Below are 17,942 nucleotides of genomic sequence, written 5' to 3'. Positions count from 1 at the left end.
TGTCTGATGTACGACATACTTGCTTTCCACTAGACTGGTTCATCTCACTAGATATAACTAAGACCACGTGAATTAAAGATCTTACACCGAGAGGAGCAATTCTATGGCGCAAAAGAGTCTGCTACGAAATAAACGGGCAAAGCGCAGTCAGGATGAGCAGCACTCCACGCACATTACACGACGCCAACAAGAGGTCCTGACTTATATTGCCGATGGTCTGAACAACCGGGAAATCGCCGATCAATTGAACATCAGTTCCCGAACCGTGGAAGTCCATCGGTTCAACCTCATGCGTCGCCTGCGAGTCACCAATGTCGCTCAACTCATTCGCCAGGGACTTTTGATGGGGTTCCTGACAAAGCTGGTCCGGGCCACCGCACCGCGAGTCTGACGAACTCTGCTCGAAGAGCGGCGTGGTGCCACACACGCGAGGAGGCCCGAGTGGAAGTTGGCCGTGCCAAAGCGTTGCGTAACGCCTGGAACTCGAAAGGCAAGCCGCCTTGCCCCCATAACCGGTTAGATGCGGAAAGTACGGAGTCCGGCTATTTCACCGGCCAGTACGTATGCAAAGCGTGCGGAGATTACGTGCAGGTCGGCAATCCTACCTCCGGCCCTGTCCCCCTGGACATCAAAAGCTCGATCAAAAGCTCTCATTGGGGACGCTATGTCGTTTACACCTCCATGGGGCTGCTGGCCGCGGCCATCCCCATGTTCACCGTGTGGTACAAACGCAATCGACACGGAGCCGGATCCCGATAAGTGGGTGATCGATTCCCAGGCGGCCGGCCACACCTCCTGATCAATTGACCGCGCCATGCGCTGACACCGTATCATTGCCTCTACGCGGGATTGAAACATCATCTCCCGGAGCATTGAAACCGTCTCATCTCAATCAGGAATCTCACCGGCCTAGAAATTCACCGAGCGGCGCTAGCGGCTCGATATGGTCCGAAAATATTTTCATCGAGGCAATGAGCGGGACAGCGAGCAATGTTCCGGGAATGCCCCACAGCCATCCCCAAAACATGAGGCCGGCAAGGATCACAAAAGGATTCAGGGTCAAGCGATGACCAAGAATCTGAGGCGTCACGAACGTGCCTTCAATGATGGTGATCCCCCAATAGGTTCCTGCGATGAGAAGCACCCATCCAATGTTGTCAAAGCTCAATGTGGCCACCAAGGCCACGGTGATGACGCCGATGGCAGGACCGAGGTAAGGAACATAGGTGAGCAGACACGCCATGACGCCCCACAGCATCGGATTCGGCATGCCCAGCGCATACATCGCCACACCCACTGCGAACCCGACCCCAATGTTGATGAGCGTCACGGTGAACAGATAAGCCGAGACCTGCTGCTCCATCTCACGGACGATCTCCACGGCCCGCTTCTTATCATGGAATCGCGGTAAAATCTTGACCAGCTTCTGCAAGAATAAGTCTCCTGAAGCCAGCAGGAAATAGAGCAACATCATCGTCATGATCGTGCCGGTTACGAACTCTCCGGTCTGATTGAAAATGGTGTCGCTCAGCGTGTGTTGCTTGACTTCGATCTCTTGTTGCTTAGTCGGTCCATTCAGAGTCGCCATTTTTTCAACGAGTGCCGTGGCCCTCCCCATCTCCTCCATGGGTTTTTTCAGCGCGCCGATTTTATACTCGATCTGGCGGAACGCGCCCGGTGCTTTGGCGAACCATTCCGCGGCAGGCTCCGACAGCCGGTACACGCCATAGCCGACCACGCTGCCTACGGCCACAAGAACAAGGGCGGCACCCAACGGCTCAGGAACATGGTACTGCTTGAGGAACCGAATCACAGGTGCCAGGAGAAGTCCGAAGAGCAGCGCTAAGATAATCGGCATAAACACCATGCGTGCGGCGTGCAATGCGAAAAAACACGCGAGCACGAATACACCGACTATGGCGACGCGGCCTGCATCGAAGCCCCTCGTTTCCACGTCAGGCGGCTTACCCGGTTGCGCCGTCGGGCCGGACACGAGTGGCGACTCCCGCATATGCTCTTCGGTCAGCATGGCGAGTATCCCGACAATCAGCGAGACTGCGTCGATGTACCTAAGGTACTATTGCCTCTGACGTCTTGCCGTGCCTGTCCGCTCGTGCTGCAATATTCTGTAGGAAGCTAGTCCCTCAGGGATTCGCGCGTCACTACCGACTTGGTTCAGACCAAAACATCGACAATTGGCATAGAGGGGGCCGGCGATAGAAGTATGACTTGAAGGCTCGGATAGTAGATAGTATTCGGGGCAGAGTGATGAGGCTGGATCGGTGGAACAAAGTGGATCGGGTCTAAAATACGATACGTAAGAGGCCACATTGTCCGGCTGCTTCGGTGTCTAAGCCTTCCCGTTGAACCGATCGCGATGGGCTGGACGATACTGCGTATTAACCATACGGGATGCTCTCACACGGCGGTTGACGCCTTCTTGAACAGGCCCCGTCAGTGTCCGTACCTTCTTCCTCTGGAAAGCCGCACAGACATGGCGCACCGTCCCAAGTGGACACCGCTGCAAGGTCAATCGCTTGGGCCAACATTCATTGCTGTTCGGCATATCCCATCCTGATGCCTCATCATCCACGGCGGCGTACCGTTCCTTTGGCTTAGGATGATTGCATCAGATCGCTATGTAAGCGCCATGAGACCTCGACCGATGCGTGGTAGTCTCATGCGATGAGAAGGGCTTGAACCATGTACACAATTCACTGCTTGTATTGATGGTGCTCCTCGTAGGTGCGTAATGGCCATACCCCCTTTACCTAATGGGGAAGTTCCCGTTTCCGCTGGTACCATAAGAACGAGACGCGGATGGCTTCTCATACCACACCAGAAGGATGCACATTCTTGCATTACTCCCGCGACAACATGAAACGAACGGGATAGGAGAAAAGGTCACATGAAACAGCTATTCAGCGCTTTCATTGTTGCGTTGTTCCTCTCGACGCCATCATGGGCAGAAGAAGACGTCATTCCGGGACAGCGAGCATCATCAGATGACTTCAAGGTCGAAGATCTGCCGAAGCCGATCGTCGAGCTGCTGACACAGCTTCAGCGCGTGAGTCGGGACATAGAGCCCCAGATCACAAAGCTGGGGAGCAAGCTGGGTCAGGAGCTCGATCATACCGTGAAGAAACTTAAGGAGGAGCTTCAGTCGCAGCGACGTAGGCAATCGGAATAATTCCGCGTTGGCTGCATCCGGGCAAGTAACTCCGACAGTACTCATGATACATCGTGCGCTTGAACATGAGGTGAATCCATCGCCATCAGTGAACAGGACAACGGTCGGGCGCGAGACAGGCAATGAATCAGCGCATGGAGGGCGATATGCGGAATGTCCTCATAGGTTTCGTATGCGGCATCATGATGAGCGGAGTCGTATGGGCAGGTGCATCGACTCTCTATCCATCCCCGTCACCAAACTCCAGACCCGATCAGCTCTGGGAGCACGACCGCGGAGCGGCCATCAAGCAATACCAGCAACAACGGCAACAAGACATTTTGCAGGAACACCAGCTTCGTAACCTTCAGCGTGAAGGTGAACTGAGACATCAACCTTGTTAGCGGCAGTGCGAGCGAAACGCTTGGTTCAGCGCCGTGTAGTATGCCCGGAACCGAAACACATAGGGGAAAGACAGACGGAAACGCCTTGAAGGCCGCAGCAATGCTCACACCCCAAACCGTGATGGTGCTCTACGAATAAACGTGATATCGCCCACCGATTAGAAGAAATAGCGTTTTTCCTTCTCCTCAAAGGGGACAATCCTTATAAGGCCAGGGCCTATCGGAACGCCAGTATCGCCCTTTTGATGAGCCCGCACGAGGCGCGGGATTTAGTGCAAACCGGGACGCTGACAGCCGTGGCAGGAATCGGTCCAGCCACGGCTTCCGTAATTAGCGAACTCGTCACTACGGGAGCGTCCCGATTCCATCAGGAAGTGCAAGGTGAGTACCCGTCTTCGCTCCTGGAGCTCGGGGATGTGCCGGGATTGAGCATGAAACAGATTCGGCGGCTCCATGACCGGGCAGGCATTCGCTCAATAGCCGACCTCCACAAGGCATGCCTCGAGGGTCGGCTATGTAACATCAAAGGCTTCGGTCCGAAGGTTCAGGCGAAACTGCTGACTGCACTGGGCGAATACCAGCGTGGACAAGGCTATCATCTCTACGCGAACGTACTGGAAGAGGCGACGACCATGGCGAAGAGGCTAGCCACCATTCCAGGTGTGACAGCCGTTTCGCCGGCCGGAGCGATCCGTCGGAAGCTGGAGGTCATCCGGGAATTAGTCTTTGCCGTACAGACTATGAAGCCGACGAGCGTCACACGTCTCGCACAGCATGTAATGGCCATCCCGAACATAACCGACGTCTCGGATCATCTCGATACCATCACCGCACGGTCTCCACTGGGATTGCCGGTGACCATCCAGGTCGCTCCGCGCGAGCACTATGCTTTCGAATTACTGCATGCCACCGGCAGCGCCGAACACCTGGACGAATTGCAACAGCGGTTAGTCGAGAAGGGATTCCCGGATTGGACCGCGGTCAGGACTCGGCTGAATGGCAGCAGTGTGACCGAGGAGCACATCTATCGCGCAGCCGGCCTTTCTTTTATTCCTCCCGAACTGCGGGAAGGTCGTGGGGAGATATGGTGGGCGAGCACGGACGAGCCGCCTCCCCTGGTTGAAGCGAAAGAGATTCAAGGAGTCTTTCATGTCCATACGATATACACAGACGGGGCCGATACGGTGGAAGAGATGGTCATGGCCGCTCTAGCATGTGGGTATCGCTACATTGGCATCTCCGATCACAGCCAGGCTGCGTTTTATGCGAACGGTTTGAAAGAGGATCGCATTCGAGCGCAGTGGGAGGACATGGACTCCGTCCAAAGACAATATCCGGATATCCGGATTTTTAAGGGGATTGAGGCGGACATTCTACCGGATGGTTCAATGGACTATCGCGACGACATATTGGCACAATTCGATTTCGTGATCGCGTCAGTGCATAGCCGGTTCAATCTGTCCGAAGAGGACCAAACGCGGCGCATCTGCCGAGCCTTGACGAATCCCTATGTGACGATGCTTGGCCATCCCACGGGTCGTCTCCTCTTGTCGCGGACCGGATATCGCGTCGATCTGCCTCGCATCATCCACACTGCAGCGGCGCATCGGAAGATTATTGAAATCAATGGAAGTCGTTACCGTCTGGACTTGGACTGGCGGTGGGCCCGGGTGGCCAAACAGCAGGGCGTGAAGTTTTGCATCAATCCTGATGCCCATGCCGTGGACGAGCTGTCGAATGTGGCCCTGGGCATCAATGTCGCGCGGAAAGCTGCATTAGGTCCCGAAGATGTTGTCAACACCTGCTCAGTAGCCGACATAAACAGCATTCTTCGAGCGACCCGCACTTAACGTCTTAGACAGGCCGAAGATTGCTGAGTTAGCATGCCCGTTGGAAGTTATGGACCGCTTTCTTTGGCAACAGCACTTTCAGCAGCTTTGAACCCATTTTTGCTATGTATGCCATCGCAAAATGGTTTATTCGTTAACTCTCCGGCACCGGCAGAAGCGCGATGGGATTCTTGCCCGTCGTATCGATTCGCCGTCCTCCCACGTCAGTAAATGTGACGTCCCCTCGGATACGTCCGTTGGACGTGAGTCCAAATACGTACCGCCATGGTGGCCCTCCTCTCTCACGGTTGGCATACCCATGTCTGTAAGCAGCTATAGTTTTTCGTGCCACAGCTATCCCGAGGATGAGTCGTATCAACCGACAATACGCCGGGGGGCGGGTCGACCCACGGTCGTATAGCAGACGAGCGCGCGACGGCTAGCGCAGCTCGCCTACTAGTCCAAACTTCTAAGTATCTCTATTAAGTAATCCTTACAACCTACCGATAAGAATGATATGTCCAGGTCTATTTGGAAACCCTGCGTCACATGAAACAAACAATAGACCCCGATGGGCGAATCCTGCGTGATCTCACGACGTATACGGATGCCAGAAAGTTAGATTAGGAATAAGACCGCATACATTGTACAATCGGAATGAGAGCGCTGATGGAACCATCGCACGGCGATCCAGATGACGAGGCAGGTATTGAAAACGCCTAAGAAACCAGCTGCGCTTGTGATCGATGACGATCCCCAGATACTGCTGCTGTGCAGCCGAAGTCTTCAGCGGTGTGGATTGACTGTCCTGACAGCAAGCGGACTTAATTCCGCAAAGTGCGTGGCCCCGGCACCCGGTCACGTTGCCTTATTGATTGTTGATGTGCTGCTGCGAGAACCTGTGTTTCGGCTTCCAGGTCAACAGACCGAGAAAGCGGCGAATGGCCTCGAAATACTGCCCTTACTTCAACAACACTATCCCCAGGCAATTCCCCTGATTATCTCGGCCTATTCGAAAGACGAATTGATTGCCCAAGGGCACGATCCAGGTGAAGTGGCGTTTCTTCAGAAGCCGTTTGATCCTCCCGCCTTACGGCGGACGGTACAAAGGCTTCTACCCAAACTCATGGTGGAGAACAGTGAGTCCGCAGAGATCGGTGATGACGTCTGGTTTGATTAGTGGCGCCGGCGCGAAGCACGGGAGGACCTGATCCATTTGGGCCGCGGTAACACCGCATCCCCCGCCCGGCTTCTCTACGACATCCCCTTCTGTCTCTCTCTATTTTTAGCCATACCACCATAGTAGAGTTTCTAGCCTTTTGTTTCGACGCCGCCTCCGGTACTGTCAGGTGAAAAAGCGTTCAACACCGTGAAACCTACAGGCGTCATGCCAATGTGCCGACATCGCCTCCCTCGGACATTTATGCAAAATAGGTCAGCCGAATCGCGGGCTTTCCAACAGTTGATCGCATGGAGTTGCAATGAAACGTCACGTGCTTTCCCTCAAATGCGGGTGTGCAATACCGTTTGCAGTTTCGGTGTTCCTGTTCCACGGCTCGGTGCACGCCCAGACGATTGAATCTCAGGATACGAGAACATTCCAAGACTCACGGGCACAAGACGGTCGGCAGAGCCCGACAGTCATACCTCCGGGCGAGACGGAGCGGCTGAAAAAGCTCACTGAGAAGGCCATCCTTCCTGAAGATACCGGGCAGGCGGCCCCTGCAGAGACTCAGGGGAACAGTAAGCGAGAATCTGAGCCTTCTCGCAGTTACGCCCCCACCACCAAGCAGGAGTGACACTGGCATATGGCTATCAAACATTGGCTTCACATGGCGGGCAAGTCGACACAAAAGTGACTTCCTTGTCCGAGCGTGCTCGAGACAGAGAGATGTCCGCCATGCAAGGCTACCAAACTCTTGCTAATCGCAAGCCCTAATCCTGCACCGCGAGTGTCCGGCGGCACAGAAGCCCCACTATAGAACCGATCAAAAATCCTCGGCAGGTCTGAAGGAGGAATTCCAGGTCCTGTGTCACGCACACTGATTTGGACTTTGCCCGGCTCCTTGATTACCGCTCCGAGGTCGACTCGTCCGCCGGATGGCGTGAACTTCAGCGCATTATGCACGAGGTTCGTTAGGACTTGGCGCAGTTTCCCTTCATCCCCCTTTAGATACATGCCGGACACCCGACTGGCATCTTGCAGAAACGAGATTTCTTTCTGAATCGCCAGCGGCTGAAGCTCTTCGGCGACTTCTGCTATCAGCTGACTGACGTTCACCGAATCCACCTGTAAGCGAATTTGCCCAGCCTCGATCCGCGCAATATCGAGTAATTCGTCAATGATCCGCATCAATCGATCCACGTTTGTCGTGATGCGCATCAGATAGTGCCGTTGCTTGTCAGTGATGGGCCCTGTCAAACCCGACAGCATATTTTCAACATAGCCTTTAATGCCTGTCACAGGGGTACGAATCTCATGTGAGGCGACCGACACAAAGGAGGACTTCAGCCGATTGAGCTGTTCCAGTTGCTGATTAGTGTCCAGCAATTTGTGCTCAGTGCGCCTCAGTTCCTCATTTTTTCTGACCAAGGCTGCCGTTCGTCTGTACAACTCCACAAAAATATCGACCTTCGCACATAAGATCTCCGGTACAATGGGCTTGAAGATATAGTCCACGGCTCCTAAGGAGTAGCCCCTTGCGACGTCGGCATCTTCTTTATTGAAGGCGGTCAGAAAGATGATCGGCAACGATTGCGTCCTCTCACGGTTACGAATCAGCGCGGCGGTCTCATAGCCGTCCATTTCGGCCATTCTGATATCCAGCAGCAACACCGCGACGTCCTGTAAGAGCAAATACCTGAGAGCTTCATCTCCGGATCTCGCCTTGATGACCATGCGGTCGGACCGCTCAAGCATGCGCTCCAACGCCCGTAGGTTCGTCAGATCATCGTCGACGATCAGGATGCTCGGAATATCGGTTACACCACACATGCATCCACTCCATACAATAGTTGTGCGATTCTTCATCAGGATAAGAGTCACGTAACAGGGCAGCAAGGTGCGGCAAGATGATTTTCATGTAGGCCGATTCACGGCCAATAATCCCAGCATTTGTGAACCGGGCTTCGGTCATTTTCCAACGCCGTGGAGATGCACCATGGGACGGAATGAGCAAACCAATTAACGACGCAGTACGACTTGACCTCTTCCAGGGTTGAGTGATGGACCACTTTCTTGGAATCATCTGTAGTGCGGCTACTACACACGAATCGCGTTTTTGTCGATTGCGGAGCCCATACCCAATTGTGAAGATAGGCCCGTATGGACCTGGAAGAACATGGTAGAAGAAGCCCAATGCAGATGAACTATTCCAATGGCCGCCGCAAAGAAACTGAAAGGGGTCATGCCATGGAATTTACGGAAAGTGCACTGGCAAGGGTGGGAGTCCGAATCGCGGATAATGAGAGCCTTTGGTTGCAATGTCGAAAATGCACTCAGCGATGGCCGGTAAGTTTGAAGTCCGGGGGAAAGCTTCCGCGCCATTACTGGCGCTGCCCAAATGGATGCAACGCAAGTCCAGGGAACGTGACGCCCTAATCATCACGCGGTGCTCCAGGTTCGTCTCTAGAAATGCAGCCTTATTTTTGACACGAGGTCGTCGTAGTCTAGAGGTTTTGTGACACAGTCAATCGCGCCGGCTCTCATCAAATCCGCTAATTTCTCCTTTTCGACATCGGCTGTGACGATGATGATCGGAAGCTGAGGGCTATCTTTGGTGAGGCGTGTGAGTATGGTGCGACCATCCAGCTGTGGCATACGGATATCGAGTAAGACCGCATGCAGGACGTCCCTGTTAATGATCTCCAACGCCTTATGCCCGTCGCGTGCCGTCAATACGGTAAACCCTAGACTGCTGAGGCGATCGCCAATGACTTCGAGGATATCCGGATCGTCGTCGACCAAGAGAAGCGTCTTGTTGTCATGTTTCATGGAGCAACACTCACCATACTTCAAAGCCTTCAGGAAAGGACGCGCCAGTCCTCTTTGATGAGGACTCACAGAATTCTGCATCTCGTTATTCGGAATGAAGACAAGGAGTGTACAACGCGCCCACGGCTCATTCTGCCGCATTTACTTCGAAAGTCATGTAGCGGCTGCTGCGACAAGGGCCCCCGGGCTCGTGCCATGAATCCATGCCACAGTCTGCCACACACCTTCGCTGAGAGTAACCGCTCTCACCGACGAGAAAATTCTCCTGGGAGTGGCTCCAACAGAATCAAAATGCAACCATTTCGAGTTTCACAATGGATTCCTTCAGAACTTCCATTCCTTTAATGGAAGGTGTATGAAGGGTACTCGACAGTTCGTACGGGACTCTGCCATGGATACCTCTACCCGCCCTTTTCTTCGCCCTTCTGTTCTGATCGTTGATGATGAGCCGGATATTTGTCGTACGCTTTCAGATTTACTGGAGCACGAAGGCTATGACGTTGTGTCGGCCGAAAGAGGCAAGGATGCGATCGCGAAGATTCACGAACGTCTCTTTAGCGCCGTGCTGTTGGACCTCGGCCTTCCCGATATCGATGGATCGACGGTATTGCGCTCCGTGACGGACGTCTACCCTAATCTACCGGTCATTGTCCTGACCGCATGCGCAACGGAGGAAAAGGGCGCCGCGCTGCTGCAACAAGGCGCCTTTGCATTTCTGATGAAGCCGTACAATAACGAACAATTAAAAGCCACGTTGGTCCGGGCAGTGGGGGTCAATACGCTTGCCGCGAAAGCTGAGCGGATGGAACGCGCGTTTAATGACAGCGAGTATCGGCTGCAATCTCTGATGGAATCGGCAACTGATGCCATCATCTTGGCCGATGAAGACGGACTCATGACTTCCTGGAATCGATCGGCCGAACACCTCTTTGGATATGCCGAGCATGAGATATTGCGACAGTCGCTGACGTTGCTATTCCCCAGCCGCTATGGGGAACTGTTTGGCATCGGCACTGAACAGGTGAAAGACCATCAGGGTCCATGGCAACTGATCGGCCGAACCACTGAGTTGCACGGCCGGCGCAAAGACGGGTCAGAGTTCCCGGCAGAGTTATGCTTGGGACTATGGAAAGGAACCCGAGACGCGTTCTACAGCGGCTTTATTCGAGACATTTCTGACCGGAAATCGGCCGAAGCTCGAGTGAGAAAAAGCGAAGAACGGCTGCGGCTGGCCTTACTAGCCGGAAACATGGGGACATGGGACTGGGAAATTGACGAACGACGGATGACCTGGTCTGAAAACGTCTATCCATTGTTCGGGGTGGCCGCACAGGACTTTTCGTGGACGTATGACGGCTTCTTGAATCTGGTTTATCCTGAGGATCGACCAAGAGTCGATCAGGCGATCAGCACGGCCGTGGACACCCGCTCTTCGTATGCGATCGAACACCGCATCCAGAGGCCAAACGGGGAAGTGGGATGGCTCGGCGGCAAGGGACAGGTGTTGTGCGACGACCACGGCCGTCCTACTCGCGTCATTGGAACGGTTCATGATATCACCGAACGAAAACAGGCAGAAGCCAAGTTAATGCGGCAGCACATCGAGCAACAAGTCTTGATGGACCTGATTCCCGCCATGGTTTGGTATAAGAACGACCGCAACGAGATCATTCGTGCAAACCGACTGGCGGCGGAGTCGATTAACCGCACACCAGAGCAAGTTGAAGGACGATCGACGTATGATTTATATCCGGATGAAGCAGAACAATATTATCGGGATGATCTGGAGGTGCTCCGCTCGGGACATCCGAAATTAGGCATCGAGGAGTTATATCAAACCTCATCGGGCGCCAAGCGGTGGGTCCGCACGGACAAGGTGCCTTATCGGGATTCACACGGACAAGTCATGGGCGTCTTGGTGTTTGCGCAAGACATTACGGAACGGCGGCAAGCACAACATGCATTGTACTCAAGCGAAGCTCGGTTTCGCGCCTTCATGGACCATAGCCCCGTCCTGGCATTCATGAAGGATCAAGAAGGGCGATACATCTACGCGAACAGGCTATGGGAATTGCACACCAATAGGACACAGACGGACTGGAGTGGAAAGACTGACGAGGAGCTATGGCCCCCCGATGTGGCGGCCATGTGCGGGGAAAGCGATCGGCAGGTTCGCGAACGTCATGAATCAGTCCACAGCATCGAACTTACGCACGATGGCGAGGGACGGCAACAGTGGTGGCAGGTAATCAAATTTCCTATCATGGGTTCAGACGGTCACCAGTATATCGGAGGAATTGCACACGATGTGACAGAGTTTCAAGGAAAGGGACCCGGTAGTTCGCAGGCCACAGGTTGAGTGCCGATAGTACGTAACCGCTCGCTCATCCCCTCCTCCACTCTCTTCTTTTTTCCATCAAGATGTTTTTGCCGGACAGTCACCTTTTCCCCAGCCTTTGCCGGCATCGCTCATACTCGACGGACCGGGCACAATTTCCCCGTCTTCCGGAGTAAAATTTATGAAGGTGCTTCCGTCCGACATGGTAGGTATCAGAGACCTGCTTGGTTTTCATTGATGTTCAATTTAGCTTCGTGAGTGAAAGAAATCTGCCGACACTATGGAAAGAGAAGACTATGGCAGCTGACGACGCCATTGCAGCATGTTTGTTGTGAACGCCGATCCATCGATTCATCGCTCTCCGGCGCCTTCAGGAATGTGGCATTCTGGTCCTTTCACAATCGCATCGAGGAACTTCTCGTCTATGTGGGCGCCTCGTAAGAACGGACCTGCTCATCCACCGACGAAAGGAGGCACGTGATGCAAAACCTGATGACAATGGTGTTGGCAGGGGGGAAAGGTGAACGCCTCTATCCCTTGACGCAACATCGAGCCAAGCCGGCGGTCCCATTCGGTGGCAAATACCGCATCATCGACTTCACGCTGAGTAATTGCTTGAACTCGGGCCTTCGGAATATCGCAGTCCTCATCCAGTACAAGTCCTATTCCTTGGACCGCCATATTCGGCAAGGCTGGAACGTACTCAATGGAGAGATTGGTGAATATATTGCCTCCATCCCCGCTCAGCAACGAACGGGGGAGGAATGGTACCGCGGAACTGCTGATGCGGTCTATCAAAACCTCTTCCTATTGGAGAATGACCCCTCCGAATACCTCCTCATCTTGGCAGGGGATCATGTCTACAAAATGGACTATGCGGCGATGCTGGACTTCCTGCTACAAAAGGAGGCCGACGCGGTGGTAGGAGCACTGGAAACGTCCCTGGATGAGGCGACGCGCTTTGGAGTCATCGGCGTGGATGAACACCATAGGATTGTGCGGTGGGATGAAAAGCCGCGCCACCCGATGCCCTTGCCGACCGACCCCACTATGGCTTTTGTCTCCATGGGCATCTATCTCTTCCGCACCGAGGTCGTGCGGGAGCACTTACTCGAGGATGCCGAAGACGATGCCTCTGCCCATGACTTCGGTCGGAACATTATTCCTCGCATGATCGGCAATCAGCGGGTCTATGCCTACAAGTTCCATGACGCCAACCGGAAGAGAGTACAGTACTGGCGCGACATCGGCACCCTTGACGCGTACTGGGAGGCGAATATGGATCTCATCGCGGTAGATCCGTTGTTTAATCTGTACGATCAGACCTGGCCGATCCGCACCTACCAGGGTCAATCCCCGCCGGCGAAGTTTGTCTTTGCACAAGATATACAGGGCGGCCGCATGGGGATCGCGCTGGATTCGATCGTGTGCGGCGGATGTATCATTGCAGGCGGACGCGTGCAAAACTCGGTGCTATCGCCCAACGTTATCGTGAAGGATTATGCTGATGTGCGAGAATCGGTGCTGATGGAAAACGTCGTAATCGGCGACCACGCAAAGATCCGTCGAGCCATCATAGACAAGGATGTGACTATTCCGGCAAAGAGCACAATCGGCTATGACCTGGAGGCGGACCGTCAACGGTTTACCGTGACCGAGTCGGGTATCGTCACGATCTCGAAGGGAATGAAACTGTCCGACTGCTCCTAGCGCAATCGTCAATTTACGCTTCGTTGTATGGGCATCCCATACTATGGGCTACACTGCTTCGGATGTCCTAATATCACGTGGCCCTCCCTGCTTCCTGCCGCAATCACTGTGCCACGATCGCCGTATGCTCCTCCTATGCCGCCTTGGTTCTCGTCCTCTGAGTTTCTATTTCCGAATCCATTTTTCATACTGCGTACCCCCTCATGCACGTCAAATACAGTCGTTCTCTTCTTACAGGGAAGACTCGTTTTTGCACTATCGACGATATGGACACTACGCCGGCACCGATGAGAAGCGAACAGCACTCGCGCGTAGGCAACTCGCAACGCCAATCCATGAAAGCACGAATGCCTGTGAATATATGATACGCATACAAAAGGGATGAGCATGCGTGCCAGAACATGCCTCATCCCTTTTTGTACGCCGCGCCGTAACCGCTTCGCCTCGCTTTACTCGTCTCTTTTAGCGTGTTGTACCTACAAGACGCCCCAGTGTAAGCGGACAGGAGTGCATCGGACCAATCGAAAGCTGTCTAACAATCCTGTATGTCTGCCGGCTGTCGGCAGCATCGCTCATTACGATGGCTCAACTATGTACCCTAACATATTCGGGGTAGAGGCCATATTGTGTGCCACCTCAGTCCAGGAGGTCTTTTAGGCTACCTTATGATGCCATTTATCGGTCACCGAGGCTGCGATAACGGAACAAAGACAACGCGTTGGCCCGCACTCTAATGATTGCTCCCTGCCGGCACGAATAAAGCTTCGTCCTAGGCATATATGCAGTAGATCGCATCACGACATATGTTTCGAATAAAGAAGGATACCTTAATGATGGCAACGAGCGTAAAAGAGTGACCCAGCACTTAGAGGAATGTTCCTCAAGAGTACTGACAGAACCACTGGACTAAAGAAGGGACGTGTATGTTCCCGCAACCCCAAACCAGTCACTGGTACGCGATTCGGACACGATCACGGTCTGAAAAGATCGTCAGGGACCAGTTAGCACGGCGTGAAATAGAAGAATACCTGCCGGTAGTCAAGCGAGTCAGTCAGTGGAAAGACCGGAAGAAAGTGATTGAGTGGCCGCTTTTTCAGGGATATTGTTTTGCAAAGTTCTGTCATGAGCAGGCGCTCATAGTACTTCAAACTCCAGGCGTCGTAGACATTGTCGGAAACGGACAGACTGCTGAGCCTATTTTAGAAGAAGAAATACTGGCCCTCCAGCATGTGATGAATCATCCCAGACGGTGCGAGGCTCATCCCTATTTGGAAGAAGGGATGTCCGTGTCCGTGATGCGCGGTCCTTTTGAAGGTATCAAGGGAACATTGATCAGAAAGGGAGACGGATGCCGCCTTGTCTTATCGGTGCGTCTCATCCGCCAATCTGTCGCCGTCCAAATTAATGCCGACGACGTGATGCCGATTGAAAATTCTATGGCTGTCTAATCCCCTCGGCGCTTTTACCCGCCATAGATGCAGACGCGGGCACCGCTGAGACAATACCTCAAAGAAGACGCGACGGTCGTGCTTGCGAAATCAACCTGTCGCGTCCCTTCCGTTTTCATAAGCCCTGCACAATGCCTCTGCAATCGATTGCTGAAGAGACAATAAATCTGCTGATGATTCGTCCGAAACAAATCTGTCGATAATTGCTTCCGCTTCTTTTTCAGCCCAATCTCCAGCGATCATTGATGTTACATAAACGCGTTACACTGTCTAAGCAGTGCCACTGAGATGACGGTGAGGCAAGAGCCGGCACTCATAGCGGCACAGTCTGCCACCATAACGACACTCGACCGTATTCTCACAATGCACTTGTCCATGTACCATCCGGCTATCCAGGGTGTCAGGTACCCGACTTCGATGATTAGCCAAGATATGGACGCTGGAAGAAGCGAGGTCAAGTAAGGGAGTAGCTAAACGAAGATCTGCCGCCCTTGCACGAATCTCTTAATCCCTCTGGCTGCGTAGTAGAGAGACGATTCGCTTTGGGCAAACCGATTCATCAGGTTCGAAGCCTTATAGGTGAATGCGGCATGCAGGTAATGGATCGCTCCGGCCCGTCTCTTGTATTCACCGAAGTACTGCCTCAATTCCTCAGGAGTTTTGGCACGGCCATTATCGGCGTATTTCGCCACATATGGTGAGAAGTCAGGATAGAGTCGTGTATTCGGCCAATGTCCGAGCAGGCAGGTCCGCATGAAATTTCCAATTAAGAGGTCGTCAAAACACTCATAGTTGACGGCCTGCATTAATGAATGGCGAGGCACCTCAAACCTAATCCCTTTTTCGTCGCGACCTCGCTTTTTGAATTCAATGCGATGCTCGCGCCCCCCTACTCTCATGGTTATAAAATCTAGCACCTTCTCGAGATGCTGAATGGAGTGAAAATACTGAGACACGGTTTTGATTTCGTCGCGATCGAGTGGATCGTTCCAGTCATCCCCGAATGCCTTCGGATCGAATATGTCCTCAGGCGTCTGCTCCGGACGGATTTCGTGAAGCTCATCCTTGCTGCAGTCGTATGATACAAAGGCAGGATGGAGCGTGCAACGGCGCGACGCAAATCCAGTAGGGTAATCCTCCAATCCTGTGACGTACTGATTCAACCACGCACTATCACTCCGTTGATATTTGTGAAAAGAGCTAAACGGAACGACATCCGTCACACCGAGCTGTTCCGCATGGCACTGTATCGACTTACCAAGGGGCCATCGTTCCGCGGCAGCCGGCTTTAATCTGCTGCCGTTCTCATCCACAAAATTATTCATGTCCGCATCGCCATACCCAAAGAGCTTCAGAAGAACACTCCTGCTATAGTTCCTTGTGATGCTCTTCAAGAACGACCGCCATCCATAGCCTTCACCATCATTGAGATTGAGGATCAGTACCCCACCTATATCAATCACAAGCAGGCCATCCTGATTACAATCGGCGATGCACATGACATGAATCCGTTGAGAAAGAGGTATCCACTGGCCATCTTTAAGGACTACAACCACGTAGCCTAACTGTTCCAGGTCCTTCATAATCCTTCCGCCGACATGGTCGGGGACCAAGAGAGTCTTGTCCTTTAGCATTGCCAGTGATTCGAGACTGAGATGGTCGGGATGCCCATGAGAAATAAAAATATACCGGCACGCCTTGATCGCTTCCATTTGTTCCGCGGGAATTGCATGGGACAGCGTCCAACTGCCGAAGTAGGCCCCCCCTATCAGCCATGGATCCGTGGCTAGCACGGGGCCATGGTCATAGCCAATGAGCGTCGCGTTGCCGATAGTTTGGAAACCGAGATCCATAGGTTCCTCCCTGAGACAGATCCCATAGTTGTGCATAAGGAGAGTGGAATGACATCTATAAACTGTGCCGAACAATGGCGTAGCGACTTACGATGGCAAAGATTCATGCCGACGATTCCATGATTGTTGAGTTCGGCACCTTGGCAGGACACCCTCATTTCGTGGACATTGGGAACCGGAGATAAGCAGGTGCATTGTGCACGCCACAGGCTCTGGCCATTTTTCTGTGATTATCGCTGCCTACTCTTCAATCCGTGGCCATCCAATCTTCGCTTCCTTCCCTCTTTGATAAGCCATGTGCAAAGCCTCCACAATCGATTGCTGAAGGCACCATAAATCTGCGGACGATTCATCCGCTACAAATCGGTCAACAATTGCTTCAGCTTGTTTCTCAATCCAATCTTCCATGATCGTCGGGTCTGATAGAATCTAATCATTCGCTCGACGAAACCTCATACCTCAGGCCGCCTATGTGTTCCTCCAACAAGCGGCCACATGTAGTGCGTGTCTCCCGGAAGGATTCGGATTCGGATCCGGTTCAATCGGCGGCAAGGGCGGCGTTCGTACTTTTCAGAGATCGGCTACCCTTTACATGACAAATGGACAGCCGTCGTCTTTTCTTAGGGATGCGTTCCGCCGGTGGCGAGATATGCCCCCTAACCCAATGCCGTCAAATTCAACCCCTTACCAACATACAGACCTGTAGGACGGAGACCATGGGTTAGGATAGATGAATTGCCATACAGGATGCGGCGCCTTCGCAGGGCCACCCCCCTCATTTTACGATAGCTTTTCCTCTGGACTGCCAACAGTATTCCTTTCCATCGGTTCTAAGACACTGAGCCTCCGGCTCGGGAACAGTCATACCCATATTACACTGGCGCACTGTTTTCAGAGGATGTGTCTTCGCTAAGTACGCCTGCCGATTCGGTGGCCGATTTCTGCGGTGACTGTAGCATCGCGACGAATTCGGCAATGGCTGAGATAGACCGGACATTATCGATGTGCAGTCTCTCCATTGGAATTGTAATACCAAATGTCTCTTCGAGTTGGACCGTCAGCTCCACAAAGGCCAGTGAGTCGAGCAACCCGGTTTCGACTAAATCGGTATCGATCCCGGGAATATGCAGATGGAGTTTCTCCAGGAGCAGATTGGCAACCGACGTGTAAATACTTTGATCTGCCGACATCGTACCC

The 17,942-nt window shown here is 53.2% G+C and carries 12 protein-coding genes and 2 pseudogenes; 9 read left to right on the top strand and 5 right to left on the bottom strand.

The window, feature by feature from the left end; all coding sequences use genetic code 11:
• The first annotated feature begins 103 nt into the window (after positions 1-103).
• Both ACWHYZ_RS10900 and ACWHYZ_RS10895 read left to right on the top strand, forming a co-directional pair.
• The gene (locus tag ACWHYZ_RS10900) at positions 104-391 is read left to right on the top strand and encodes a LuxR C-terminal-related transcriptional regulator (RefSeq protein ID WP_447987278.1); all 288 of its coding nucleotides are present in this window, start codon (positions 104-106) and stop codon (positions 389-391) included.
• Between the two features lie 50 nt (positions 392-441).
• On the top strand, positions 442-759 hold the full coding sequence (locus ACWHYZ_RS10895) for a hypothetical protein (RefSeq protein ID WP_447987277.1): 318 nt from the start codon (positions 442-444) through the stop codon (positions 757-759).
• A gap of 142 nt (positions 760-901) precedes the next feature.
• On the opposite strand, the gene ACWHYZ_RS10890 is transcribed toward ACWHYZ_RS10895, so the two are convergent.
• Entirely contained in the window at positions 902-2,029 is a 1,128-nt protein-coding gene (locus tag ACWHYZ_RS10890) for an AI-2E family transporter (protein WP_447987276.1), read from the bottom strand.
• A gap of 879 nt (positions 2,030-2,908) precedes the next feature.
• Between ACWHYZ_RS10890 and ACWHYZ_RS10885 the strand changes: the two genes are divergently transcribed.
• The 4 genes and pseudogenes from ACWHYZ_RS10885 to ACWHYZ_RS10870 all read left to right on the top strand — a co-directional run bounded on the left by ACWHYZ_RS10885 (position 2,909) and on the right by ACWHYZ_RS10870 (position 7,201).
• Positions 2,909-3,190 (top strand): hypothetical protein, encoded by a 282-nt coding sequence (locus ACWHYZ_RS10885; protein ID WP_447987275.1) that lies wholly within the window; start codon positions 2,909-2,911, stop codon positions 3,188-3,190.
• Between the two features lie 526 nt (positions 3,191-3,716).
• Positions 3,717-5,423: pseudogene (gene polX, locus ACWHYZ_RS10880) on the top strand (DNA polymerase/3'-5' exonuclease PolX); the annotation flags it as partial.
• Between the two features lie 688 nt (positions 5,424-6,111).
• Entirely contained in the window at positions 6,112-6,582 is a 471-nt protein-coding gene (locus ACWHYZ_RS10875; protein ID WP_447987274.1) for a response regulator, read from the top strand.
• Between the two features lie 301 nt (positions 6,583-6,883).
• Positions 6,884-7,201: a hypothetical protein gene (locus ACWHYZ_RS10870; protein WP_447987273.1), complete on the top strand. Its 318-nt coding sequence runs from the start codon at positions 6,884-6,886 to the stop codon at positions 7,199-7,201.
• Between the two features lie 29 nt (positions 7,202-7,230).
• Here the strand turns inward: ACWHYZ_RS10870 and ACWHYZ_RS10865 are convergent, their stop codons facing one another.
• Both ACWHYZ_RS10865 and ACWHYZ_RS10860 read right to left on the bottom strand, forming a co-directional pair.
• Positions 7,231-8,397, bottom strand: a complete 1,167-nt coding sequence (locus ACWHYZ_RS10865) for a sensor histidine kinase (protein ID WP_447987272.1) — start codon at positions 8,395-8,397, stop codon at positions 7,231-7,233.
• Between the two features lie 633 nt (positions 8,398-9,030).
• The gene (locus ACWHYZ_RS10860) at positions 9,031-9,396 is read right to left on the bottom strand and encodes a response regulator (protein ID WP_447987271.1); all 366 of its coding nucleotides are present in this window, start codon (positions 9,394-9,396) and stop codon (positions 9,031-9,033) included.
• 355 nt (positions 9,397-9,751) lie between these two features.
• On the opposite strand from ACWHYZ_RS10860, the gene ACWHYZ_RS10855 reads away from it, so the two are divergent.
• From ACWHYZ_RS10855 to ACWHYZ_RS10845, 3 genes and pseudogenes are all read left to right on the top strand, one after another.
• Complete coding sequence (locus ACWHYZ_RS10855) at positions 9,752-11,755, top strand: PAS domain S-box protein (protein WP_447987270.1); 2,004 nt, start codon at positions 9,752-9,754, stop codon at positions 11,753-11,755.
• A 450-nt stretch (positions 11,756-12,205) separates the two neighbouring features.
• Positions 12,206-13,444 (top strand): annotated as a pseudogene (glgC, locus tag ACWHYZ_RS10850) (glucose-1-phosphate adenylyltransferase); the annotation flags it as partial.
• A 923-nt stretch (positions 13,445-14,367) separates the two neighbouring features.
• Complete coding sequence (locus ACWHYZ_RS10845; RefSeq protein WP_447987269.1) at positions 14,368-14,892, top strand: UpxY family transcription antiterminator; 525 nt, start codon at positions 14,368-14,370, stop codon at positions 14,890-14,892.
• A 470-nt stretch (positions 14,893-15,362) separates the two neighbouring features.
• Here ACWHYZ_RS10845 and ACWHYZ_RS10840 read toward each other — a convergent pair whose 3' ends face one another.
• Together ACWHYZ_RS10840 and ACWHYZ_RS10835 are read right to left on the bottom strand one after the other, a co-directional pair.
• On the bottom strand, positions 15,363-16,745 hold the full coding sequence (locus ACWHYZ_RS10840; protein ID WP_447987268.1) for an MBL fold metallo-hydrolase: 1,383 nt from the start codon (positions 16,743-16,745) through the stop codon (positions 15,363-15,365).
• 872 nt (positions 16,746-17,617) lie between these two features.
• Positions 17,618-17,935, bottom strand: a complete 318-nt coding sequence (locus ACWHYZ_RS10835; RefSeq protein ID WP_447987267.1) for a phosphopantetheine-binding protein — start codon at positions 17,933-17,935, stop codon at positions 17,618-17,620.
• Between the last annotated feature and the right edge of the window lie 7 nt (positions 17,936-17,942).

This window comes from Nitrospira sp. Nam74, from assembly GCF_965152615.1.
Note: the sequence above shows the minus strand (reverse complement) of the source record. Positions and strands in the feature narration are given on the sequence as shown.

Bases quoted from the DNA above. Each gene is read 5' to 3' on its own strand.
- ACWHYZ_RS10900 (WP_447987278.1), top strand. From the start codon at position 104: ATGGCGCAAAAGAGTCTGCTACGAAATAAACGGGCAAAGCGCAGTCAG.
- ACWHYZ_RS10890 (WP_447987276.1), bottom strand. From the start codon at position 2,029: ATGCTGACCGAAGAGCATATGCGGGAGTCGCCACTCGTGTCCGGCCCG.
- ACWHYZ_RS10885 (WP_447987275.1), top strand. From the start codon at position 2,909: ATGAAACAGCTATTCAGCGCTTTCATTGTTGCGTTGTTCCTCTCGACG.
- ACWHYZ_RS10870 (WP_447987273.1), top strand. From the start codon at position 6,884: ATGAAACGTCACGTGCTTTCCCTCAAATGCGGGTGTGCAATACCGTTT.
- ACWHYZ_RS10865 (WP_447987272.1), bottom strand. From the start codon at position 8,397: ATGTGTGGTGTAACCGATATTCCGAGCATCCTGATCGTCGACGATGAT.
- ACWHYZ_RS10860 (WP_447987271.1), bottom strand. From the start codon at position 9,396: ATGAAACATGACAACAAGACGCTTCTCTTGGTCGACGACGATCCGGAT.
- ACWHYZ_RS10855 (WP_447987270.1), top strand. From the start codon at position 9,752: ATGAAGGGTACTCGACAGTTCGTACGGGACTCTGCCATGGATACCTCT.
- ACWHYZ_RS10845 (WP_447987269.1), top strand. From the start codon at position 14,368: ATGTTCCCGCAACCCCAAACCAGTCACTGGTACGCGATTCGGACACGA.
- ACWHYZ_RS10840 (WP_447987268.1), bottom strand. From the start codon at position 16,745: ATGGATCTCGGTTTCCAAACTATCGGCAACGCGACGCTCATTGGCTAT.
- ACWHYZ_RS10835 (WP_447987267.1), bottom strand. From the start codon at position 17,935: ATGTCGGCAGATCAAAGTATTTACACGTCGGTTGCCAATCTGCTCCTG.